Annotated in this window: 20 protein-coding genes and 4 pseudogenes; 12 read left to right on the plus strand and 12 right to left on the minus strand. The window is 71.1% G+C overall.

Features of this window, described 5'->3' with window-relative positions:
* The 3 genes and pseudogenes from M2271_RS26095 to M2271_RS26105 all read right to left on the minus strand — a co-directional run.
* Positions 1–411, minus strand: a pseudogene (locus M2271_RS26095) (hypothetical protein); the annotation flags it as partial.
* 103 nt (positions 412–514) lie between these two features.
* Complete coding sequence (locus M2271_RS26100) at positions 515–643, minus strand: hypothetical protein (RefSeq protein WP_280889772.1); 129 nt, start codon at positions 641–643, stop codon at positions 515–517.
* Positions 644–736: 93 nt separating this feature from the next.
* Positions 737–1255, minus strand: a complete 519-nt coding sequence (locus tag M2271_RS26105; protein WP_280889773.1) for a dual specificity protein phosphatase — start codon at positions 1253–1255, stop codon at positions 737–739.
* Between the two features lie 132 nt (positions 1256–1387).
* Between M2271_RS26105 and M2271_RS26110 the strand changes: the two genes are divergently transcribed.
* Positions 1388–2194 (plus strand): nuclease-related domain-containing protein, encoded by an 807-nt coding sequence (locus M2271_RS26110; protein WP_280889774.1) that lies wholly within the window; start codon positions 1388–1390, stop codon positions 2192–2194.
* A gap of 100 nt (positions 2195–2294) precedes the next feature.
* Here M2271_RS26110 and ligD read toward each other — a convergent pair whose 3' ends face one another.
* Positions 2295–3176 (minus strand): non-homologous end-joining DNA ligase, encoded by an 882-nt coding sequence (ligD, locus tag M2271_RS26115; protein WP_280889775.1) that lies wholly within the window; start codon positions 3174–3176, stop codon positions 2295–2297.
* Positions 3177–3248: 72 nt separating this feature from the next.
* On the opposite strand from ligD, the gene M2271_RS26120 reads away from it, so the two are divergent.
* On the plus strand, positions 3249–4328 hold the full coding sequence (locus M2271_RS26120) for a Ku protein (protein ID WP_280889776.1): 1080 nt from the start codon (positions 3249–3251) through the stop codon (positions 4326–4328).
* Positions 4329–4397: 69 nt separating this feature from the next.
* Here the strand turns inward: M2271_RS26120 and M2271_RS26125 are convergent, their stop codons facing one another.
* From M2271_RS26125 to M2271_RS26135, 3 genes are all read right to left on the minus strand, one after another.
* Positions 4398–4898, minus strand: coding sequence for a peptidylprolyl isomerase (locus M2271_RS26125; protein ID WP_280889777.1), 501 nt, complete (start codon positions 4896–4898; stop codon positions 4398–4400).
* A gap of 289 nt (positions 4899–5187) precedes the next feature.
* Positions 5188–5844, minus strand: coding sequence for a DUF3105 domain-containing protein (locus M2271_RS26130; RefSeq protein ID WP_280889778.1), 657 nt, complete (start codon positions 5842–5844; stop codon positions 5188–5190).
* A 105-nt stretch (positions 5845–5949) separates the two neighbouring features.
* Complete coding sequence (locus tag M2271_RS26135; protein WP_280889779.1) at positions 5950–6549, minus strand: hypothetical protein; 600 nt, start codon at positions 6547–6549, stop codon at positions 5950–5952.
* Positions 6550–6803: 254 nt separating this feature from the next.
* On the opposite strand from M2271_RS26135, the gene M2271_RS26140 reads away from it, so the two are divergent.
* Positions 6804–7643, plus strand: coding sequence for a patatin-like phospholipase family protein (locus M2271_RS26140; protein ID WP_280889780.1), 840 nt, complete (start codon positions 6804–6806; stop codon positions 7641–7643).
* Positions 7644–7770: 127 nt separating this feature from the next.
* Here M2271_RS26140 and M2271_RS26145 read toward each other — a convergent pair whose 3' ends face one another.
* The 5 genes and pseudogenes from M2271_RS26145 to M2271_RS26165 all read right to left on the minus strand — a co-directional run bounded on the left by M2271_RS26145 (position 7771) and on the right by M2271_RS26165 (position 12001).
* Positions 7771–9150, minus strand: a complete 1380-nt coding sequence (locus M2271_RS26145; protein ID WP_280889781.1) for a HAMP domain-containing sensor histidine kinase — start codon at positions 9148–9150, stop codon at positions 7771–7773.
* A complete protein-coding gene (locus M2271_RS26150) occupies positions 9147–9809 on the minus strand; it encodes a response regulator transcription factor (protein WP_280889782.1) in 663 nt (220 codons plus the stop codon). The genes M2271_RS26145 and M2271_RS26150 overlap by 4 nt, the downstream gene beginning before the upstream one ends.
* A 289-nt stretch (positions 9810–10098) precedes the next feature.
* Positions 10099–10731 (minus strand): annotated as a pseudogene (locus M2271_RS26155) (phosphatase PAP2 family protein); the annotation flags it as partial.
* The gene (locus M2271_RS26160) at positions 10728–11336 is read right to left on the minus strand and encodes a phosphatase PAP2 family protein (RefSeq protein WP_280889783.1); all 609 of its coding nucleotides are present in this window, start codon (positions 11334–11336) and stop codon (positions 10728–10730) included. The pseudogene M2271_RS26155 and the gene M2271_RS26160, both read right to left, overlap by 4 nt.
* Positions 11333–12001, minus strand: a complete 669-nt coding sequence (locus M2271_RS26165; RefSeq protein ID WP_280889784.1) for a DedA family protein — start codon at positions 11999–12001, stop codon at positions 11333–11335. The genes M2271_RS26160 and M2271_RS26165 overlap by 4 nt, the downstream gene beginning before the upstream one ends.
* 150 nt (positions 12002–12151) lie before the next feature.
* Between M2271_RS26165 and M2271_RS26170 the strand changes: the two genes are divergently transcribed.
* From M2271_RS26170 to M2271_RS26210, 9 genes and pseudogenes are all read left to right on the plus strand, one after another.
* A complete protein-coding gene (locus M2271_RS26170) occupies positions 12152–12523 on the plus strand; it encodes a BlaI/MecI/CopY family transcriptional regulator (protein WP_280889785.1) in 372 nt (123 codons plus the stop codon).
* A complete protein-coding gene (locus tag M2271_RS26175) occupies positions 12520–13449 on the plus strand; it encodes a M48 family metalloprotease (protein ID WP_280889786.1) in 930 nt (309 codons plus the stop codon). The genes M2271_RS26170 and M2271_RS26175 overlap by 4 nt, the downstream gene beginning before the upstream one ends.
* A 598-nt stretch (positions 13450–14047) precedes the next feature.
* Complete coding sequence (locus M2271_RS26180) at positions 14048–15712, plus strand: hypothetical protein (protein ID WP_280889787.1); 1665 nt, start codon at positions 14048–14050, stop codon at positions 15710–15712.
* 168 nt (positions 15713–15880) lie between these two features.
* Positions 15881–16164 (plus strand): annotated as a pseudogene (locus M2271_RS26185) (M48 family metalloprotease); the annotation flags it as partial.
* A 96-nt stretch (positions 16165–16260) separates the two neighbouring features.
* Entirely contained in the window at positions 16261–17322 is a 1062-nt protein-coding gene (locus tag M2271_RS26190) for a YihY/virulence factor BrkB family protein (protein ID WP_280889888.1), read from the plus strand.
* Between the two features lie 22 nt (positions 17323–17344).
* Positions 17345–17494 (plus strand): annotated as a pseudogene (locus tag M2271_RS26195) (ribonuclease BN); the annotation flags it as partial.
* 195 nt (positions 17495–17689) lie between these two features.
* Complete coding sequence (locus M2271_RS26200) at positions 17690–19036, plus strand: Clp protease N-terminal domain-containing protein (RefSeq protein ID WP_280889788.1); 1347 nt, start codon at positions 17690–17692, stop codon at positions 19034–19036.
* A gap of 95 nt (positions 19037–19131) precedes the next feature.
* Complete coding sequence (locus M2271_RS26205; protein ID WP_280889789.1) at positions 19132–20616, plus strand: histidine kinase; 1485 nt, start codon at positions 19132–19134, stop codon at positions 20614–20616.
* A 4-nt stretch (positions 20617–20620) separates the two neighbouring features.
* The gene (locus M2271_RS26210) at positions 20621–21274 is read left to right on the plus strand and encodes a response regulator transcription factor (RefSeq protein WP_280889790.1); all 654 of its coding nucleotides are present in this window, start codon (positions 20621–20623) and stop codon (positions 21272–21274) included.
* The last annotated feature ends 237 nt before the right edge of the window (positions 21275–21511 follow it).

A 21511-nucleotide genomic window follows, 5' to 3' on the forward strand; every position in this document is an offset into this window, starting at 1 on the left:
GCTGCCGCTGCCGCTGCCGCTGCCGCTGCCGCTGCCGCTGCCGCTGCCGCTGCCGCTGCCGCTGCCGCTGCCGCTGCCGCTGCCGCTGCCGCTGCCGCTGCTGCTGCTGCTGCTGCCGCTGCCGCTGCCGCCGCCGGTGTTGGTGCTGTTGCTGGTGCTGCTGCCTGCGTCGGCGGTGTTGTTGCCGCTTGCGTTGCTGTCGGGGCTGCTGCCGGTGCTGGTGCCGCTGCCGCTGGCGCCGCTGCCGCTCCAGTCGCTGGCGCTGCTGCTGGTGCCGGTGTTGGCGGTGTTGCTGCCAGTGCTGCCGGTGTTGTTGCCCCACTCGTCACCCGCGACAGCAGGGGTGGCGGCGGCTGTGGCGGCGAGGGCGCCGGCGGCGACGGCTATGGCACAGCGGAAACGCAGGGACATGGGATACCTCCGTGAAAAGGGGCGAAGTTGACCATTCGCCACATTAGGAGGGGGTCTCGGTCGTCGCGAGCCACGCTGGGCCATAGGGGCGCGCACTGCCCCTTCAGGGGTGCTCTCGCCGCAGGGTCAGTTCGGCGACGGCTCCCCCGTCCACCGCGTTGCGGAAGGTGAACCTCACCCCCAGCACCTCCCCCGGTGCCCGTTCGCCACCGGATCGGTTCGGGGCGAGCATGATCGTGGATGACGTGCAGCTTGTTCCGCGGGACGTCCTTTGCGTACAAGGCGAAGAGCGGGGAGGGCGGGGGAGAAACGATTGCCCAGACGATTATTCGAGCGACTGTTCGGTGAGCTCTTCCAGCAGCCGGGCCGTCGGCAGCCCGGCTTTCAGGTATGCGACGAACAGCTCGTTGTGCAGTGCCCAGGGCGAGCGACGGGACCGTATCAGCCCGATCGCCTCGTCCGCGGAGCACCCCTGGCGGATCAGGGCGTGCGCGATGACCAGGCCCGAGCGGTTGTAGCCGTGATAACAGCGGACGAGGACCTTGCGGCCCTCGTCCAGCGCGTCGCACGCGGCCCGCGCGAGCCGGATCACCCCCGCGAGCTGGGTGCCGTCCAGCGGCCCGTCGGGAATCGGCCACACATGGTGCTCGACACCGGGGTCCGGCCCGTGTCCCGGCAGTCTCAGCAGGGTCTGCACGACGTCGAACTCGCTGTGTACGACGACGAACTCGACCTGCCCCGGCCGGCTCCTGAACGCGTGCCCGCCCATCCACAGGCCGGGCACGATCTCGCTCCACGGACGGTCCGGAGCGGGTACGTCGGGTTTCTTGCTGCGTGTCCGCAACGGCGCCTCCCCAAGCCCCTGCCCACTCACACCACGGCCGACAGAACCTACCCGGGTCAACTCCTCCTCAAAGGTAACCGGCTTCTTGCGATGGGCGCACCCGCCTGTTCCCATGGGCAGGGGTGATGGCACATGAGTGGACTGCGCGTCGTACCGGCCTGGCGGCACGGTCAGGAACGGCTCTACGTCTGTCTCACGGACGGCAGGAACATAGCCTGGTACGACCGTGAGGCGGCCCGGATCAACCTGCTCAGCGAGGACCGCAGACAGGACGTCCTCGACGTACTCGGACCCTTCCTGACCGGGCCGGTGGCCGTGGGCCCGCCCCCGGTCCCGACCCCCGCGGAGCTGGCCCGGCTGTCCCTGCACCCGGACGACGACCTGGCGCCCAACCGCCCCGGCGAGGCGCTCTTGATCGCCCTGGACCGGGACCCCGGTCCCGCGCACCGGCTGCGCCCCGACCCACGCCGCCGGGCGCTGGCGGCGGAGCAGGCGGTGGGGGAGGCGCTGGACCGGCTGGACAGGGCCGGCTGGCACACCCTGCACTCGATCCCGCTCCCCGGCGGCGACCGCGTGCACCACCTGGTGATCGGCCCGGGCGGTCTGTTCGCCGTGCACGCGCTGTCTGCCCGTAAGCAGCGGGTCACGGTCGCCGACCCCCTGGTCACCCTGGGCCGCCGCGAACCGCTTCCGCTGCTGCGCCGCGCCCGCGCCGACGCCGACCGCGCTTCCTACGCCCTGACGGCCGAGGTCCGCCCGGTCCTGGCCCTCCTCGGCCCGACGGAGGTGTCGGTCACCGTGCCCCTGCGCGAGGCCCGGGTCCTGACAGACACGGAGATCGAGGGCCTGGCCCGTACCGGAGGCGTCCTCAAACCCGCGGACGTCGAGGCACTGCACGCGATGGCCCGCGACCGGCGGACGTGGGCCTCCGGCGGTTGAGCCGTCTACGGTGCGGGTGGGTGGGGGTGGGCGCAGGGCGCAGGGCGCAGGGCGCAGGGCGCACACGGCGCACACGGCGCACATAGGGAACACGGCGCGTTCAGGGAAGTGATGCCGCTCGGTCCGCGTCGAACAGTGGGCCCAGCAGGTCGCCGTGGTCCTGGACGCGCGGAGCGACGTCCGGTGCCTGGAAGGCCAGCTGCGTGGGTGTGCCGCACTCCTCGACCTCCGCCCAGGTGACCGGCGCCGAGACCAGGGGCTCCGCCCGGGCCCGCAGGGTGTAGGGCGTGGCCGTGGTCTTGCGGGCGGCGTTCTGGCTCCAGTCGACGAACACCTTTCCGGGCCGCAGGCTCCGCGTCATCCGGTGGACGACCAGCCGGGGCATCGCCCGCTCCGCCTCCACCGCCAGCTGTCTGGCGTACTCCGACACCTGATCGGAAGAAGCGCCGCGCACCGCCGCCAGCAGGTGCAGCCCCTTCGACCCGGCGGTCTTGGGGTATGCCTCGATGCCGTCCGCCGCAAGCCGTTCCCGGAGCCAGAGGGCCACCTCGCAGCACTCGACGATCGTCGCGGGCGTGCCGGGGTCGAGGTCGAACACCAGCCGGTCGGCCTCGCCGGGGGCGTCGACCAGCCACTGGTGGGTGTGGAACTCGGTGACCAGGTTCGCCGCCCAGATCAGGCTCGCCAGGTCCTGCACCAGCACCATCCGGGCCGGCCCCTCCGAGCGGGGCACCTCGGCGGTGGTCACCCAGTCGGGCGTGCCCGGCGGCACGTTCTTGGTGAAGAACACCTGGCCCTCGGGCCCGTTCGGATACCGAAGGAAGGACACCGGCCGGTCACGCAGGTGGGGCAGCAGGACCTCGGCGACGGTCGCGTAGTAGTGCAGCACCTCGCCCTTGGTGAAGCCGGTCGAGGGGTACAGCACCTTCTCCAGATTGCTGAGCGCGAGCCTTCGCCCCTCCACCTCTGTGATCGGCGTCATACGATGAGAATCCCAGACTTTTAGCTTGAAATGGATGTAAGTCATATCAAACCGATCGAAAGGGTGCTGAACGTGCGATCCATCTGGAACGGCGCCATCTCGTTCGGCCTGGTCAGCATCCCGATCAAACTGGTGAACGCGACCGAGAGCCACTCGATCTCCTTCCGTCAGATCCACACCGAGGACGGCGGCAGGATTCGCTACCGCAAGGTGTGCGAACTGGAGGACCGTGAGGTCACCCAGGCGGAGATCGGCAAGGGGTACGAGGACGCGGACGGCACGATCATCCCGATCACCGACGAGGACCTGTCCCATCTGCCGCTGCCGACGGCCAAGACGATCGAGATCGTGGCCTTCGTGCCGACCGACCGGATCGACCCGCTCCAGATGGACGCCGCGTACTACCTCGGGGCAGGCGGTGCCCCGGCCGCCAAGCCGTACATCCTGCTGCGCGAGGCGCTCAAGCGCAGCCAGAAGGTCGCCATCGCCAAGTACGCGCTGCGCGGTCGGGAGCGCCTCGGGATGCTGCGCGTGGTCGGCGACGCCATCGCCCTGCACGGGCTGCTGTGGCCGGACGAGGTCCGTGCCCCCGAGGGCCTCGCCCCCGACGCGGGGGTCACCGTCAACGACAAGGAACTCGACCTCGCGGACGCCCTGATGGACACCCTCGGCGAGATCGACCTGGACGACCTGCACGACGAGTACCAGGAGGCCCTGGAGGAGGTCGTCGCCGCGAAGGCCGCCGGCGAGGCACCGCCCGAGGCGCCCGAACCGGCCAGGGGTGGGAAGGTCCTCGACCTGATGGCGGCCCTGGAGAAGAGCGTGCGGGCGGCGCAGGAGTCCCGGGGCGAGGGGGTGGCCGAGGAGCCCGCCGAGGTCAGACGGCTGTCGGGCGGCACGTCGGCGCGGGCCACGCCCAAGCAGGCGGGCGGCAAGGCATCGACGGTGTCAGGGGCGAAGAAGACCGCTGCTGCCAAGAAGACCCCGGCCAAGAAGGCGACCGCCGCCGCGAACAAGTCGACGTCGACACAGGGCGCCAAATCGACACAGGGCACCAAGTCGACACAGGGCGCCAAGAAGACCGCGTCGGCGAAGAGCACAGCCAAGAAGACCCCGGCGAAGAAGACCACGTCCCGCAAACGGACCGCGTGACCTGCGCACCGCGTCGACGGCGTATCCCAGGCCGCGGGCCCCGGCAGCCCGTCGTGTGCCGTCGTTCCGTCAGCCGAGGACCTTGGCGGCCTCGATGATCACCGGCTGGGTGGGCACGTCCTGGTGGCCGCGGCTGCTGCCGGTGCGCACCTGCTTGATCTGGTCGACGACGTCCTGGCCCTCGGTGACCCGGCCGAAGACGGTGTAACCCCAGCCGCGCGCGTCCTTCGACGTGTGGTTGAGGAACTCGTTGTCGGAGACGTTGACGAAGAACTGCGCGGTCGCCGAGTGCGGGTCGCCGGTGCGGGCCATCGCCACGGTGTACGCGGTGTTCTTCAGGCCGTTGTCGGCCTCGTTCGGGATCGGCGCGAGGGTCGGCTTCTGCGCCATCTCCGCGGTGAAGCCACCGCCCTGCACCATGAAGTCTGGGATCACCCGGTGGAAGATCGTGCCGTCGTAGTGCCCGTTCCGGACGTACGTCAGGAAGTTCTCGACGGTCTTGGGTGCCTCGGCGTCGTTGAGTTCCACAACGAAACGGCCGAAGTTCGTGGTCAGCTCGACGCTGGACATGGAGTACGTCCCTTTCTGGCGGGGCTTGGCCGCAGCAGTTTGTCACACGGCCTTCTTCCCGCCGCTCGGTCGGGCCGACCTCCCGGGTCAGGCGCGGGGGGCAGCCTTGGGTACCGAGCGGTGTGTGCCCCCGCCCAGCGAGGCCGGTGATCCGACCTCGCTGGAGACGTCGACGCTCCGCTGCTCCGCAACGGCGATGCGGGGAAGGCCCAGGGATGCGGCCCCGCCCGTAAGGTCCACAGGTCCACAGGTCCACAGGTCCACAGGCCCCCCGGACCGTCGTACGGGCTCAGGCCCCCGTCAGCCCTCCCGAGCAGGCGGCACCCGGCTCGGGAGTCTGCGCACCCTGGACGTACTTGGCCAGGAACTGCTCGACCCGAGGGTCGGACACACTGGTGACGGAGAGCTGACGCCCCCAGGCCGACAGCATGATCGCCCCGGCCTGGTCCTTCTCCGGACTCATGAGCGTGTACGGCGTGCCGGACACCTTGGCGGCGAGCTTCTTGACGTCGGCGTCGGAGGCCTTGTCGCTGTACGTGACCCAGACCGCCCCGTGCTCCAGCGAGTGGACGGCGTTCTTCTTCGCGACGGCCTTGGTGTAGACGGTGCCGTCGCACGTCATCCACGCCTGGTCGTGATCACCGCCGACGGGCGGCGTCATCGGATACGACACAGCGCTGGTCACGTGGTTGCGCCCGAGCTTCTTGGCATCCCAGCTCTTCTCGCCGCGCACCGGCTCCTTCGCCGCGGCGGCCTCCTGCTCCTTCTTCTCGTTGGCGCTGTTGAGGGCGTATCCGCCCCAGCCGACGAGCCCGGCGACGATGACCGTGCTGACCCCGATGGTGAGGAAACGATTGCGCCGCTCGCGGGCTCTCTCCGCCCGGCGCATTTCCTCTATCCGTGCCTTGCGGGCCTCGGAGGTCGCCTTCTTGCTGGTCTTGCTCATGAGTACGTCCTTGTCCCCGCCGCGCGGTGATCGGTGTCGTGGGGCGGCGGTGCGTGAGTGCAGGGGTGACGGGTGACGCGCCCTCGGGGCGCGGGCATCCGTCGTCTACGTCCGCTGCACCTGCAGGACGTGAAGATCGGGGGCACCCCGGTCGGACGGGGACCTCTCGGCCGGTCCGGAACGACCGTCCGGAGCGGGGAGCCGCGACAGCCGGGGAAGGAGGGCCGCGAGGGCCTGGACGGTGCCGGGAAGCGTCGTCCGTACGGAATGCAGGGCGGCGAGCTGAGGCCGGGCGAAGCAGCGGGTGCCGGAGGGGCAGGGTTGGGGGCGTTCCGCGGCTACGGGGGGCTGGTTGAGCTCTGTGTCGTGCTGGTTTTGCTTCTGGTACTGGGATTGGTACTGGTACTGCTTCTGGCTCTGGCTCTGGTTCTGGTTCTGGTGCCGGTACTGGGCCGGTGCGTCGTGGCCGGCCCCGGCGTGCCCCTCGTACGCCTGTACGTCTTCCCGTACGTCTTCCCGTACGTCGACAGCGGCCGTCGCCCGTACGTCGGCAGCCGTCGTCGGGGTCGGGTCGGCGTCGGTCCGTCCGACGTGTCCCGGGCACACCGCCAGGGAGAGCAGCACACCGAGGACAGCCCACAGCATCGCGAGGGGTGTCCGTGTCCCCCCGCCAAGCCCTGTGCGCTGCTCTGCCCGGCTGTCCATCACGGAGATGCTAAGCGGTGCCTGCGCACACGCATCAGGCCGCCCCAGCAGCCCCGTCGCCAGAAACCTCCAACGGGCCTCACGCACCACTCGGCGTCATCGGTCCAGGGATCGCGCCCGGCCCCGGGCCGCACAACGGTCTCCGCGTCCAGTGGGGGACAGTCCGCCGAAACGGGGACCGTTCCCCGCTTGCGTGTTAGCGTGAGGACGAAAAACGGGGAGTGGTCCCCGTTGGTGTGGGAGGGGTAGCGGACGTGGCGGATACGGCACTGGTGTTGGGCGGCGGCGGGCTGACCGCGTACGCCTGGCAGGTCGGAGCCCTGGCGGGACTGGCCGAGGCCGGGGTTGACATCAGCGGCGCCGACGTTCTCGTCGGCACATCGGCCGGCTCGCTGCTGGCGGTGGAACTGGCCGCTGGGGCGGTGCCGGCCGACCTCTACGCGGAGCAGGTCGCCCGTAAGCGGGCCATGATGAAGGTGAACTTCACCCTGGCCATGACCGTCAAGTACCTGTGGGCGGCGCTCGGTTCACGCGACCCGGACACCGTGGTCATGCGGCTGGGCAAGCTGGCGCTGAACGTGCGCGGAGTGTCGGAGGCCGAGGTCCTCGACGCGATCCGCCCCCAACTGCCGGTGCGGGAGTGGCCCGAGAGGCCGGTGCGACTGATCGCCGTGGACGTGCTCACCGGCGAGCCGACCGGCTTCGGCGCCGACAGCGGGGTCGAGCTGGCACGGGCGACGGCGGCCAGTTGCGCCCTGCCGCCCCTGTTCCCGCCGATCACCATCGGAACGGGACGCTGGATGGACGGGGGCGTACGTTCCACCGCCAACGCCGACCTGGCCCACGACTGCCGACGGGTCGTCGTCCTGGCCCCCATCCCCAAGGGTCCCGGCGCCGGCCCGAGCGCCTCCGACCAGGTGGCCGCCCTCGCGGCCGGCGGCACCAGGGCCGCTCTGCTGACCCCGGACCGGCCGGCCCGTCGAGCGTTCGGCCGCAACCCCCTGGACGCCTCCCGCATCCCCGACGCGGCCCACGCAGGCCACCGTCAGGCCACCGCCCACGCCGAACAGATCCGCACCATCTGGCAGGGCTGAGCCCTCGCCTGCCGTGTCGCCTGCCGTGTCGCCTGCCGTGCGTCGGCTGTGCCGTGTGTAGCCGTGCGTAGCCGCGTGTCGCCGTTGTCACGCCGCGATACGCCCGTACCGCCGAACGGGGCTGCCGTCACCCGGCCGGCAGGCTGACCGTGAACCGTGCCCCGGGCGTGTGCCCGGGATCGTACGTCACCTCGCCGCCGGCGGAACGGGCCAGCCGTCGTGCCAGCGGCAGCCCCAGACCCGCTCCGCCGTGTCCGTCGCCGGGATCCGCACGCTGACCGGGCTCGAAGAGCTGTCCGGCGAACGGGTGCGGTACGCCGGGTCCGTCGTCGATGACATCGACGCGTACGCCGTCGGGTGTGCGGTGCGCGCGGACGGCGACGCTGGAGCGGGCGTAGCGGGACGCGTTGGTGAGGAGCGGGCTGACGATGCGTTCGAGGAGGGCGGGCGGGACTCCGGCCACCACACATGGACCCTCAGTGATGACCGTCAAGTGGCCTGGTAGGTAAAGGACTTCGGCGAGGCGGTGCAGTGTGGGCAGGATCTCGGCAGTGCCTGGGGCGGTGAGTGCGCCGCCCCGGGCGTCGTCCAGGAGGGTGTCGCAGATGGTGCGCATGGACTCGGCGGCATCCGCGATGACCTGGTGGGTGGCGCGGGTCTGGTCGTCTGTGCGGGGACTGGTCTGCCACCAGTCGAGTTCGGCGATGATCCGGCTCAGGGGCGTACGCAACTCGTGCGAGAGTTCCCCGGTGAGCTGCCGCTCGTGGCGCAGAAGTGTGCGGATGCGGTCCAGTATGGCGTCCAGCGATGTTCCGAGGCGGGCGAGTTCGGCCGGGTGCCGCACGCTGCCGAAGCGTTCATCGGAGGCGACGGCGCTCCACTGGGCCGCCTGGTCCGTCATCGTGCGGACGGGCCGCAGCGCGCGGCCGACCGCCAGCCGTGTCAGGGCGTAGGTGCAGGCGAGCATGACGGCGTCCAGGGTGAGTGATCCCAGGAGCAGGGTGTCGGCCGAACTCCGGTAGGGGGAGAGGTCGAGCGCGGTGACCACCGTGGCGTCGCTCTTCTGCCCGGAGACCGGCTGGGAGCACAGCCGGAGGGGCCCATGGACGTCGGCGGTGACGCACCGCCGCCCGCCGCGCCCGGCGAGTGCGTCGGCGACGTGGGTCAGCGGGCCGGCGGCCGGTGGCTCCTCCAGCAGGCGTCCGTCGACGTAGATCCACACGTTGGCGTCGAGGAGTTCGTCGTGGGAGGTCTCCAGGACACGTACCGTCGGGCCGCTGGTGTCCACGGTCGTCGCGACGGCGGCGGCGCGGGTGCGCAGTTCGTCGTCCGCCTGGTGCTGGAGGCGGTGCTGGGCCACGGCGTTGAACGCGACGGTGAGGACCAGCATCAGCAGCGCGGCCGTGGTGAGGGCCACGAGTGAGAGCCGACCGCGCAGCGTGCGGGGCCCCAGACGGTGGAGGGAGGCGGCCACGGCGGGCCGCAGCCGGTGGCGGGTGCCGCTCATGACAGACGGTGGCCGATCCCGCGGGCCGTGCGAATCGCCCGGTCGCTGCCGGCCTCGCGCAGCTTGCGGCGCAGTCGGGTCAGATACTGGTCGAGGGTGTTGTCGTGTACTTGGGCGCCCTCGTGCCAGCCTGCCCGTACCAGGTCGCGCCGGCGCACGATACCGCCGGAAGCCGCCATGAGAGCGGCCAGGAGACGGAATTCGGTCGGGGTCAGGTCGACCCGGGTGCCTCGGACGCTGACCAGGTGCCGGACGGCGTCCAGTGCCAGGTCTCCGGCTGTGGTGGCAGGCGGCGGCGCGGTCCGTTTGAGGGCTGCCCGCAGTCGGGCCGCGAGTTCGGCGAGATGGAACGGCTTCGGCAGGTAGTCGTCACCTCCGGCCGAGAAGCCGGACAGCCGGTCGCTCAGCCGGTGATGGGCGGTCAGGAAGATGACGGGGGAGAGGAATCCGTTCGCGCGCATCGCCTGGCACACGTCCCGCCCGTCGGCGTCGGGCAGCCCGATGTCGAGCACGGCGGCGGAGATGTCGGCGGTGGCCAGCCGCAGGGCGGTGGCGCCGTCCGGCGCGGGCACGGTGTCGAAGTCCTCGTCGCGCAGCCCGCGCAGCAGCACGTCACGCAGGGCGTGATCGTCCTCGACGACCAGGATCGTCTGGCGCATGGTCCTCCCTCTGCTCTCGTCGCGCGTCCGTCTGTTCTGGTGCCGGAGCGGTCTGTTCTCGTGCCACGTCCGTCTGTTCTCGTCGCGCGTCGGTCTGCTGTCGTGCCACGTCCCTCTGTTCTCGTCGCACGTCCATCTGCTCTCGTGCCGGGGCCGTTCGGCTTCCTGTTGTGACCGTCGGCGCTGACGTCCGGCGCACCGTGTCCATGCCCATGCCCATGCCCATGCCCATGCCCATGCCCGAGTCCGAGTCCGTGTACGTGTCCGTCGTACGGGGGGTCAGTCGCTCGGGCAGCCAGCGGGCCACGGCGGACAGGCACGCTCCCAGCCAGCCGAGGGCGAACAGCCAGCCGCCGACGACATCGGTGAACCAGTGCACCCCCAGGTAGACGCGGGTCAGTCCGACCAGCGCGCCCCAGCAGCCGATGACCAGGATGAACGGGGTTCTGCCACGCGGGCCGTGGACGCGGACGGCGATGATCAGCAGTCCCGCGGTGAGGGCCGCCGTGGTGGTGTGACCGGACGGGAACGCCCATCCTGAGGCATGGGTGTGCCAGTCCGTCCGGGGTGGCCGCGGCCGGGCGACGAGCGCCATCACCGCGTACCGAAGCGCCTGGCCCGCCCCAAGGCAGGCCAGGCAGAGCGCGACGGCGATCGCCCGCTGCCGGATGGTGCGTCCCGCGACGATGCCGGCCAGCGCGGCCAGCGCGAACGGGACCACACCGGTCCCGGTGGCGGTCAGCCCGCGGGCGAACGCCAGGGCCACGTCCGGCCGGTGGCCGACGGACCACGAGAGGAGGTCACTGTCCGCGAACAGAGGTGTGCCGTCGTGGCCCACCACGACCATGGTCAGTACGCCGAACGCCGTCCACGCGCCGAGGCCGCAGCTGCCGGCCAGTTCGACGACGTCGCCGCGCTTCATGACGCCACCACCAGCAGCGGACGCAGGCGGGTGGCCGTGAGCCGCAGGGCCAGGGCCTCCGCATGTCTGCGCAGTGCCGACATGACGAGCAGCACGGTCAGGGCGCCCACCAGAACCCCTGCCAGCACGTCGTGGGGGTAGTGCGCGCCGACCCAGACCCGTGAGACCGCCATCGCCCCGGCGGCCACCGCCGCGACCGTGCCGAGCCGGCGGGAGACGAACAGCAGGCCGACGGCCGCCGCGGCGGCGATGGCCGCGTGGTTGCTGGGGAAGGACCAGTCGCCGGGCGCCGGACACGCCTCCAGCGTGGTCACCCACAGGCTCTGGCAGGGCCGGTCCTCACGCACCAGCAACTTCAACGCCGCGTCCACGCCGTACGCGACAACCACGATGAACGGCACGGCGAGCGCCGTCACCGACGCGGTGGCGCCCACCCGTCGGGCGCGCCACCAGCCGATGGCCATGAGCACCACGAACAGGGCGAGCCCGTAGGTCGACCAGGCCGACACCGCGTCGTTCAGCCACGCGGGAGTGTGCCGGGCGAGGTTCACCACGTCGGTGTAGGCCGAGCCGTCGACCGACGAGGCGTCGAGGGCGAGAATCATCCGCGTGTCTCCTTGGCCTTCGTGTCCCGGCGCGAGCGGTACACCTCGGAGGCGAGCGGAATCAGCGACAGGGCCACGATGACCGCGACGATCGGCAGCAGATACCGGTCCACGTTCGGTACGGAGGAGCCCAGCGCGTAGCCCGCCAGTGTGAGGCCCAGGCTCCACACCAGCCCACCGGTCACCTGCCATACGGTGAAGGTCCGCACCGGCACCCGCAGGGCGCCCGCCATCGGGTTCAGGACCGTGCGCACCACCGGAACGAAGCGGGCCAGCACGATCGCCTTCGCGTACCCGTAGCGCTCCAGCAGCTCCTCCGCGCGTCTCGCCCCCTCGTGCAGGCGGGCCGACCGGCTGCGGGCGAGCACGGTACCGCCCGCTCTTCGGCCCAGGAAATATCCGCACTGCGCGCCCGCGAGCGCGCCCACCGCCGCGGCGATCAGGAGCGGGGCGAGTGACAGCTTCAGGCCACGGTCGGCGGTGCCGGTGCACAGCAGACCGGCCGTGAACAGCAGAGAGTCGCCCGGGAGGAAGAAACCGATCAACAGCCCGGTCTCGGCGAACAGCACCACACCCACGCCCAGCACGCCGAACGCGGACAACAGTGACCGCGCATCCAGCACATTGACCGCGAGCTGCGACGATAGGTGCATGGCTGTGGTCATCGCCGGGATTCCCCTTCATCCTTCTTCCGGACCGTCGGATGCGGCAGCACAGTGGCACGGCGACACCCGACGACTGATGTCTGACGGCTGACTACAATCTTGTAGACGGTCTACCGAACTGTAGACGATGGCGGAGTGAGGAACGTTCCCATGACCGAAGCGAGGGACGAGAGGCGGCCGGCCGGCGAGCTCGAAGCCGCTGTCATGGCGGCGCTGTGGGCCGCCGGGGCCCCGCTCACGCCCGGACGGGTGCAGACCGAACTCGGCTCCGGCCTGGCCCGGACGACGGTGACGACGATATTGACCCGGCTGCACGAGAAGGGCGTTGTGGACCGTGAGCGGCAGGGGCGCGGCTACGCCTATTTCCCCGTCCAGGACGCCCCGGGGCTGACAGCCCGGCGCATGCACACCGAACTCGACCGGGACACCGACCGGGAGACGGTCCTGGCCCGCTTCGTCGCCCAGCTCAGCCCCGGCGACGAGCAGCACCTGCGCCGGCTCTTGGAGGGTGACGAGCGATGACCGTCCTGCTGCTCGTACCGCTGATCCTGCCCTTCCTGGCGCCGCCGCTGGCCCGCCGAACCCTCGACCGCCTCGCCCCCGCCACCGCGCTCCCGGTCCTCACCGCCTCGGCCCTGGCATTGGCGGGCGCCTGCGTCGCCGCCCTCGGAGCCCTCGTCCTGACCGGACTGCTCACACTCCCCGCCTTCGCCGTCCTCGGTGAACTCATCCACCCCCTGCGCACCCCCTCGGACTACCTCGTCCTCCCCGCGGCCATGGCGGCCACCGGAGTGCTCACCCTCAGCGCCTGGACCCTCGTACGCTCGGCCCTCCGGCAGACCCGCGCCTTCCGCACCGCCCGCACGCAGGCCGACCGCCGCCCCGCCGCCGGCGACCTGTGCGTCGTCGACTCGCCCCACCCGGACGCGTACGCCCTGCCCGGACGGCCCCACCGCATCGTCGTCACCACCGCGATGCTGCGCAGCCTGGGACCCGGCGAGCGTGAGGCCCTCTTCGCCCATGAACGCGCACACAACCGCGCCGGCCACCACTACTTCCTGGCCGCGGCCGAACTCGCCGCCCACTGCCACCCCGCCCTGCGCACCACCCGTGACACCATCCGGCTCGCCGCCGAGCGGGCCGCCGACGAGGCCGCCGCCACCGCCATCGGCGACCGGCGCCTGATCGCCACGGCCATCGCCCGCGCCGCCCTGGCCGGCCACGCTTCCCCGTCCACCCGGCCGGACTTCGCACCCGCGGCGGCGACCGGCCCGCTGCCGCAACGCGTCGCCGCCCTCCTCGAACCCTCCGGGGGGCGCTCACGCGCCACGCGCCGTACCGCCTTGCTCCTCGTGGCCTGCGCGGTCCTGTCCGTCGTCGCCGGAGCAACCGGCGTCGTCGACTTCCACCACGAGGTCGAGATCGCCCAGGGCGAGGAGGGTCCCTGACCGGTTCGGTCCAGGTTCGGTCCCGGTTCGGTCCCGGTGGCAGGTCGGCCTCCGCCGGATTCTGAAACGCCTTCCGCGTCGGTCAGGCAACCCCACCTGCTGCTGCCGGTCCTCGCCTACGGGCTGATGCAGAAAACGGCAGCGAACCGGGTCGTCACCCGGCTGCGGTACGGCTCCGCCTCCGCGGCACCGCCTTGAACGGGTGGCCATCGCTCTGAAGGGCCGGCCACCGCTCTGTGAACGGGCGGCCATCGCCCGAGCGGCCGCCACGCCCCTGAACGAGCCACCGCCGTTCCGGCCTCGTCGCCACCACGCAGGTCCTGCTGCGGCGCTTCAATCGGCGCGTGGCGTACGGGCGTTACGCCACGCGCATGACGACACCCTGAACACCAAGCCACCTTCTTGTGACGCTTTCACCCTCCGCCGATGAACCCGGCGTGCCCGTCTTCGCTCTACATGCTGTAGTGACAGAGTGGAGAAGGTGGACATGAGTAGCTATACCGTCACAAAAGTGCGGCGACGTGACGCGCCCCCGTCCGCTGTCACCCGGTCCCGGGCGACCGATGGTGCAGGCCCTCCGCAGCAGTGGCACCGCGGTATGACGCTGATCGCCACGATCAGCCTGTTCATCGGCACCCGCTCGGCCTGGACCCAGGCGATGCTCTCCCATCCGCCCGTCGCGGGAGTCATCTCCGTCTGCTATGCGGGGATTCTCGTGTCCGGGGTGCTCGTCCTGACCGTGCGGAGCAGGCGGGCGCTGGCCCGGGTGGACGCCGTGGTTCTCGTCCTCGCGGTGACGCTGCTGGTCTGCGGTTACTGGCTGAACCACGCCGGCACCGACGAGGGCGTGCTGACCGCGCAGGCCGCGAACGAGATCCTGCACGGCCGTCCGGTCTACGGACAGCCCTGGCCGTGGCTGTTCGGTACCCCCAAGTCCGGCCTGACCAAGACGATGTACGGCGGGGCGGATCTCACGTACGGCTATCCGCCGCTGACCGCCATGCTCGCCGCACCGGTCCACGCCGTGCTGCACTCGACGGCCGCCGCCACCGTCGTCACCACCGGTGCGCTGATCGCCGGAGCGGTCGGGTTGTGGCTGCTCCTCCCGGTCCCCTGGCGGTCGGCGGCCACCGCCGTGTGCCTCGGCTTCGGCTTCCTCCCGAACTACGCGCGCTCCGGCTACCCGGCCATCGTCGCCCTGGCCCTCCTGGTCCCGGTGGTGGTCCGATGGCCCGCCACCGGCGCGGGCGGACGGCTGGGACGGAACGGGGTACTCCGGGCGGTGTGCCTGGGCGCAGCCTGCGGGGCTCAACAACTCGCCTGGTTCCTGACCCCTTTTCTTCTCATCGGCCTGTACGCCGTGCGGCGCGGCGAACTCGGGGCCCGGCCCGCGACGGCCGTACTGGCCCGTTTCGCCGGCATCGCGGCCCTGACATGGGTCGCCGTCAACGCCTACTGCGCCGCCCAGGACTTCTCCGCGTGGCTGCACGGGATGCTGTTGCCCCTCACCCAAAAGGCGATCCTGCACGGCCAGGGCCTCATGGGCATCTCCTATTACTTCACCGACGGCAGTAGCCGTCTCGACTACTACTCCTACGCCAGCATGCTGCTCCTCGCGGGCCTGCTCGCCGCCACGGTGCTCTTCGTCCGCCGCCTGGGAACGGCCCTGACCGTCCTGCCCTGGCTGGCCTTCTACCTCGCCACGCGTTCCCAGGACGGCTACTACCTGATGATGACCCCGCTGTGGCTGGCCGCCGCCGCGACCGTCCCGCCCTCCGCCCTCGCCTCCGCCTGGGAACCCCGCATTCCCCGCATCCCGCGTATCCCCCACATCCCCCGCCTCACCGGCCGCCCCGCCAAGGCCGTCCTCGCCGCGGCGCTCGTCACCCCCGCCCTGCTGTGCGCCGGCATCGCCGCCGCCAGCCCACCCCCACTCGACATGACCCTCACCGCCCACCTCACCGACAGCGCCCGCCCCGCCGTCAGCTCCGTCACGGTACGCGCGGTCAACACCACCGGCACCGCCCTCACCCCGCACTTCGCCAGCCGCACCGGCCACAGTGCTTCCAACTGGTGGACCATCACCGCAGGGCCGACCACCCTCGCCCCCCACAGCACGGCCGTGTACGTCGTACGGCCAAAGGGCGGCCACCGTGCCCTCCCCACCAGCACGGACCAGTACATGTACCTCATCGCCGTCACCGGCAGCCCCATGACGATCACCACGGCCTCCCTGGGGAACGCCGCCCACCCCCCAGGCTGACGACCGTTCAGGTCTTGGCCCGGCCCGCGGTCTTCTCCCCGACTCGGCGGACGGTCCCGGCGCTTGACAGCGCCGCCCGGGTGACTGCCGCAGGCTGGTTCGGCGCGGGAGCGGCGGTCCGGCGGCCACGTCTTTGGTTCGACACCCGCGTCGTCGACCGCCACGTCGAGGTATGCCCGCGCCGACCGCTGCCGTGCCCACCGGGCCCCGGCCGGGCTGCCGGGCACCCAGGTGGCGGTGCCGGCCGACGAGGTGCCGTACGCGTACGCCCTCCCCGGGCGGCGACGGGACCGGGTCGTGGTCACCACCGCCCTGCTGTCCTGCCTCGAACCGGCGGGGCGCCGCGCCCTCTTCGCCCGCGAGCGCGGCCGGTCGGCGGCCGCCGGGATGTGGCCCGCGCGATCGGCGAGGCGGGCCTGGTCTCCCGCGGCACCCCCGCGCTCACGCTCGCCCAGCCTGCCAGCCGCAAAAGATGGCAAAACCAACAAAGCGCCTCAATGATTCATAAGCGCATGTATAGGTCGATTGCCTCCGGATACCCGGGTGAGATGACACTGACATTGAGACGGCATCGAAGGCACAGCGGGCACGCCGTGGCAGACCGCGAGGTCGAGACCGGGCGGGGGACGGGTGTCGGACCGGATGCGGAGGTGGAGGAGCGGGCGCCGGACAGTCTGAAGGACCTGCCGAAGCGCTCCTGGGGGGCGGTGCTGAAAGGCACCCTGAAAGAGTTCAAGAAGGATGAGCTGACCGACCGGGCCGCGGCGCTGACCTACTACGGGATCCTGGCGTTGTTCCCGGCACTTCTGGCGCTGGTCTCGCTGCTGGGAGTCGTTGGCCGGTCGGCGACACAGCAGGTGCTGGACAACATCCAGAATCTGGCACCCGGCGCGGCGCGAGATGTCCTGAGCAACGCGGTGCAGCAGATGCAGGGCAACGGCGGCCTCGGCTCGATCATGGCCATCGTCGGTCTGGTGCTCGCGGTGTGGTCGGCATCAGGCTACGTCGCCGCGTTCATCCGCAGCGCGAACGCGGTCTACGACGTCCCCGAAGGCCGTCCGGTGTGGAAGGTGATGCCGGTCCGGCTCGGGGTGACGGTGGTGCTGATGGTCATGGCCGTGATCAGTGCGGTGATCGTCGTCTTCACCGGCGGCCTGGCCCGCCAGATCGGCAGCGCGCTGGGCCTCGGGGACACGTTCCTGACAGTGTGGTCGATCGCGAAGTGGCCGGTCCTCGCGCTCCTGGTCACGATCATGATCGCCATCCTCTACCGGGCCACACCGAACGCGAAGATCCGCGGCTTCCGCTGGATCACGCCGGGCAGCTTCCTCGCGCTGCTCATCTGGATGATCGCCTCCGCCGGGTTCGCGCTGTACGTGGCCAACTTCGGCTCGTACAACAAGACCTACGGTGCGCTGGCGGGTGTGATCATTTTCCTGGTGTGGCTGTGGATCACGAACCTGGCGATCCTCCTGGGCCTGGAGTTCGACGCGGAGCTCGCCCGCCAACGCGCTGTCGAGGGCGGTCACCCGCCCGAGGAGGAGCCGTACGTGCAGCCGCGTGACACCCGGAAGTGGGACGAGGAGGATCGCCGCCGTACTGAATCCTGAGCGACGCCGTCATCCCGGGGGCGATATCGCGATCCTGCTCGGCCTGGAGTTCGACGCGGAGATGGCCCGCCGGCGCGCCGTCGCCGGCGGTCTGCCCGAGGACGAAGAGCCCTATGTCCCGCCCCGCGACACCCGTACGTGGAGCGAGGAAGACCGGCGCCGTCTCGAATGACCCCCGCCGGTCGGTGATCTGGTCCAGCGCTCCTCCCAGCAGTTGACGGAGCTGGTACGTGCCGCGAGGTTGCCCTTGGACGAGAGCCGGTTTGGCCGATCGGACCGTGAGTATGGCCGGTCGGCCGACGCGGTGCCGTGGGAGGCGCGGTTAGCGTCGTCCGGGCCAGCCACCGCGCTTTGAGGGGAATGTTCGATGGAGCAACGAGGGACGACCGGAGCATTCGCCGACGGCACCGCCGTGGTCGGAGTGACCACGGAGTTGGAATCGGACGTCATGAACCTGCTCGTGGACACACTGCGCCGTGCGGTCAGGAGCGAGTTGTCGGCCGTGGGGACCGACACCCTGCTGGGGGAACTCGTGATGGGGGACACGGACGCCGGCGCGGCGATCGCCCCGGGGATGCGGAAGGCCGGTGCGCTCAGCGGCGTGATCCGCGGCCGGGCGGGCCAGGGTTGGGTGAGCGACGACGAGGTGCGCAGTGCGCCGGGCATGGCCGACGGCGCCGATGAGGAAGCCCATCAGGAAGCCCAGCGGCAAGCCGATGAGAGCGAGGTCGACGCCGCCTGGCGCGAGGCGCGGTGGCGCTTCGGCCTCGGTTCGCGCGGATCGGCCCCGGACAGCGGCCGGTCGCTGCCCAGGATGACCGGGGCCATGCGCGCGTGCCTGCTGCTCGCGCTCAGGTCGGCCCGCGCCGAGGGGACGATCTCGGTGCGCTGTCGGCATGTGGCCCGTGCCCTGCTGGACCTGCCGGACACCAGAGCACGGGAAGCCCTGCTGCTGCAAAGGCTGGATCCGGCCGCCGCGGCGACCACGCTCGACGGACTGGACGCGAGTGCCTCGGCGGACACCGAGGGACCGGAATCCCGCGGCGTCACCCTTCTTCGCCGGGCCGGAACGCTGGGCAAGAGCGGTAACCGCCTGACACGCGCGCTGACTTCGTGGACCTCCGGGACCTCCGTGAACGGCTCACCGGTTCTCTTCGCGGTGTCCGTCGAGGCCGCGCGGCAAGCGGTGCGATGCGGACGTGTCGTGGTGGAGCCGGTGGATCTTCTGCTGGGGATGCTGGCCCTGGACCGGGCACTGTCCGTTGCCGGGCTTTCGCTTTCCGGGAGTCTGGCCGATGCCAACGTTGGTGCGACCCTGATGCGCCGGCACGGCATACGACAGTCTTTCCTGGTCTCCTCGGCTACGACGATCCTGTCCGCCGCTGTTCCCGATGCCGATACCGCAGCCGATACGGAAGCCGATGCCGATGCCGATGGCGACGGCGACGGCATTCGCGTACCGCGGTCCGCGGCCGAGGGCGACCGCGTACGGCAGTCCGCAGCCGCCGACCGGATCATGGCCGTCGCGCGCCTGTCCGCCGCCGAGCATGGTTCGCCCACGGTCGGTACGGTTCACCTGCTGTCCGCGCTGCTCGACGAGTCGGCGACGGATGCGGACGCCGGGCATGGTGGCGCGGTCGTACGACTGCTGGCCGCCGACCAGGTGGACGTGCCCGCGTTGCGGTCGGAGCTCAGCCTCCGGCTGGGCGCGTGACGCCCGGGGGCCCGCCGTACTGTGACCGCCGACGCCGCAGCTACTGTTCCTCACCGGAGATCCACGGTGGCGGGGCAGAGGTGATGATGCGTCAGATGCCCGAGGACGCGCGGCCGTCGCGCCCAGCCGGAGGCCTGGGGCACTCCCTGAACGGTGTGCCACGGAGGGTGTGGCGCGAGGCGGCCGAGAGCTGGGCCGCGGTACGCGCCGCCACGCGCCGTACAGTCGTCGTCGAGGCGTTGGCCTGTGCCCTGACGGCAGCCTTCGGTCTGATACCGCTGCTGTTGATGCCTGCGGACCGGCTGGTGTCGGCGGTGCTGGAGGCGTTGTGGGCGGCGCTCCTCGTTCCCGCTCGCCGTGGCCGGCCGGTTGTGGCGGTTCTGGGCGTGTCTGTGCTGCTCGTGGGAACCAACGTGTGGACGCTGGCGGTGGTGCCGCTGATCGTGCTGTCCGCCACCCGTCGTATCGCACCGCCGCGGCGTGCCTGGCAGGTCGTCGGGGTGGCCTGCGCCGCCGTGGGTGTCCTGACCGTCGTCCGTGCCCTGGTCCGGTCCGATGCCCTGCTGTGGGAACTGGCCGGCAACGCGGTCTCGGCGGTGCTGCTACTCCTGCTTCCCGCCCTGGCCGGGACCCTGCTGGGGCGTCGGCGGCCCCTGGTCAGCCTGCTGCGGGAGCGCAACGCCTATCTGGAACAGGCCCGCACACTGACCGCCGCGGCGGCCCGGACGGAGGAACGGACCCGGATCGCGGGAGAGATGCACGATCTCCTGGGACACCGGCTGAGCCTGATCTCGGTACACGCCGGGGCGCTTGAACTCGCTGCCGCGCGGCAGGCACCCGCCCTCGTCGGACAGGCCGAGCTGCTGCGCACGACCGCCGGTACGGCCATGGGGGAACTGCGCGAAATCCTCGGTGTCCTGCGGCAACTGGACCTCACGGACCTGACGGACAGGACCGGGGACGAGAGAGGAACGCGTGAGGACATCACCGCACTGGTGACGGAATCCCGGCAGACAGGCAGCACCGTCACGTTGGACTGGTCCGTTCCCGACCCGGCCGAGGTGGCCCTTCGCACGCGTCAGGCGATCCACCGGGTGGTCCGCGAAGGGCTGACGAACGTGCTGAAACACGCATCCGGCGCGCCCGCCAAGGTGGAGGTCAAAGGCACGGACAGGGGGATCGAGGTGTCCGTCACCAACGAGGCACCGCGCGCCATGGACCGCTCCTACGGGGGCACTCGCAGCGGCTTGGCAGGTTGTCAGGAGCGGATCTCGTTGCTCGGCGGCACGTTCGAGGCGGGTGCCCTGATGAACGGCGGTTTCCGCATGGCGGCTTGGTTGCCCACCCACGGGAGCAGACCCGTGGAACGCGCCGCGCTCCCGGGGACCTGTGCGGAAACCTCTCCGGATACGGCCTACCTCACGTCCGGCGGCCTCGAACAGACATGGACTCATGCCCCGCTGTCGGCCGAGACCCTGACCTGGCCGCGCGTCCTGGGAGCGGGCTGCGTGGCGCTGCTCGTGGTCCTGCCGACGGTGGGCTTCCTCGTCGTACTGCTGACAACGGCGGCCCTAAGATGAGCTGATGATCCGAGTCCTGGTCGCCGACGACGAGGCGCTGATGCGTGCGGGAATCCGGCTGATCCTGGAGAACGCCGAGGATATCAAGGTCGTCGCCGAGGCGGGTGACGGTCGGGAAGCCGCCGCGGCATGCCACGCCCAGGACATCGACGTCGCCCTGGTCGACATCCAGATGCCGACCAGGGACGGAATCGCGGCCGCCGAGGACATCGCCCGCCTCTCGCCCCGCACGTGTGTCGTGATGCTGACGGCGTTCGGCGAGGAAACGAGCGTGACGCGCGCCCTGCGGGCCGGGGCGAGCGGATTCCTCCTCAAGGACACCGGTCCCGCCGAACTGATCCGGGCCGTGCAACTCGCCGCGAAGGGCGAACCCGTACTGGCACCCCGGATCGCCCGGCAACTGCTGGAACGGCACGTACAGTTCGGCCGGCACACCGAGGCCGCTCTGCGCAGAACCGAAGAACTGACCCCGGCCGAACGGGACGTCCTGCGGCTGCTCGGCACGGGCCTGTCCAACACGGAGATCGCCGATCAGCTGTATCTGAGCACCGGCACGGTCAAGGCGCACATCAGCCGGATCCTCACCCGCACCGGCTGCACCAACCGCGTACAGGCCGCAGTCCTCGCACACGACGCCGGACTGCTCACCGACCGTTGATCCGCCCCTCCGCCCCCTCCGCCCCCATCCCAGAGCGGCCCGTGCAAGGCCCCGCGCGAGTCGGGCGCATCGGCGGACCTGCAACACCGGATACGACTGCTCGGACTCACCGGTGAGGACCGCTGGACGGATCCGCACTGGCCTGGACACCGCTACTGACGGCCGGCGGGCACGAACGCTCCCGCGGCTGCCGCGGAGCGGGAGGACTACTGCCGGCTCCGGAGCACGCAACGCCGG

Origin of the sequence: Streptomyces sp. LBL (genome assembly GCF_029893585.1) — a bacterium.
GTDB lineage: Bacteria > Actinomycetota > Actinomycetes > Streptomycetales > Streptomycetaceae > Streptomyces.

Excerpts from the sequence above, each read along its gene's own strand:
- M2271_RS26100 (WP_280889772.1), bottom strand. The coding sequence starts at position 643 with ATGCTCGCCCCGAACCGATCCGGTGGCGAACGGGCACCGGGGGAGGTG.
- M2271_RS26110 (WP_280889774.1), top strand. The coding sequence starts at position 1,388 with ATGAGTGGACTGCGCGTCGTACCGGCCTGGCGGCACGGTCAGGAACGG.
- ligD (WP_280889775.1), bottom strand. The coding sequence starts at position 3,176 with ATGACGCCGATCACAGAGGTGGAGGGGCGAAGGCTCGCGCTCAGCAAT.
- M2271_RS26125 (WP_280889777.1), bottom strand. The coding sequence starts at position 4,898 with ATGTCCAGCGTCGAGCTGACCACGAACTTCGGCCGTTTCGTTGTGGAA.
- M2271_RS26130 (WP_280889778.1), bottom strand. The coding sequence starts at position 5,844 with ATGAGCAAGACCAGCAAGAAGGCGACCTCCGAGGCCCGCAAGGCACGG.
- M2271_RS26135 (WP_280889779.1), bottom strand. The coding sequence starts at position 6,549 with ATGGACAGCCGGGCAGAGCAGCGCACAGGGCTTGGCGGGGGGACACGG.
- M2271_RS26145 (WP_280889781.1), bottom strand. The coding sequence starts at position 9,150 with ATGAGCGGCACCCGCCACCGGCTGCGGCCCGCCGTGGCCGCCTCCCTC.
- M2271_RS26150 (WP_280889782.1), bottom strand. The coding sequence starts at position 9,809 with ATGCGCCAGACGATCCTGGTCGTCGAGGACGATCACGCCCTGCGTGAC.
- M2271_RS26160 (WP_280889783.1), bottom strand. The coding sequence starts at position 11,336 with ATGATTCTCGCCCTCGACGCCTCGTCGGTCGACGGCTCGGCCTACACC.
- M2271_RS26165 (WP_280889784.1), bottom strand. The coding sequence starts at position 12,001 with ATGACCACAGCCATGCACCTATCGTCGCAGCTCGCGGTCAATGTGCTG.
- M2271_RS26170 (WP_280889785.1), top strand. The coding sequence starts at position 12,152 with ATGACCGAAGCGAGGGACGAGAGGCGGCCGGCCGGCGAGCTCGAAGCC.
- M2271_RS26175 (WP_280889786.1), top strand. The coding sequence starts at position 12,520 with ATGACCGTCCTGCTGCTCGTACCGCTGATCCTGCCCTTCCTGGCGCCG.
- M2271_RS26180 (WP_280889787.1), top strand. The coding sequence starts at position 14,048 with ATGACGCTGATCGCCACGATCAGCCTGTTCATCGGCACCCGCTCGGCC.
- M2271_RS26190 (WP_280889888.1), top strand. The coding sequence starts at position 16,261 with ATGACACTGACATTGAGACGGCATCGAAGGCACAGCGGGCACGCCGTG.
- M2271_RS26200 (WP_280889788.1), top strand. The coding sequence starts at position 17,690 with ATGGAGCAACGAGGGACGACCGGAGCATTCGCCGACGGCACCGCCGTG.
- M2271_RS26205 (WP_280889789.1), top strand. The coding sequence starts at position 19,132 with ATGCCCGAGGACGCGCGGCCGTCGCGCCCAGCCGGAGGCCTGGGGCAC.
- M2271_RS26210 (WP_280889790.1), top strand. The coding sequence starts at position 20,621 with ATGATCCGAGTCCTGGTCGCCGACGACGAGGCGCTGATGCGTGCGGGA.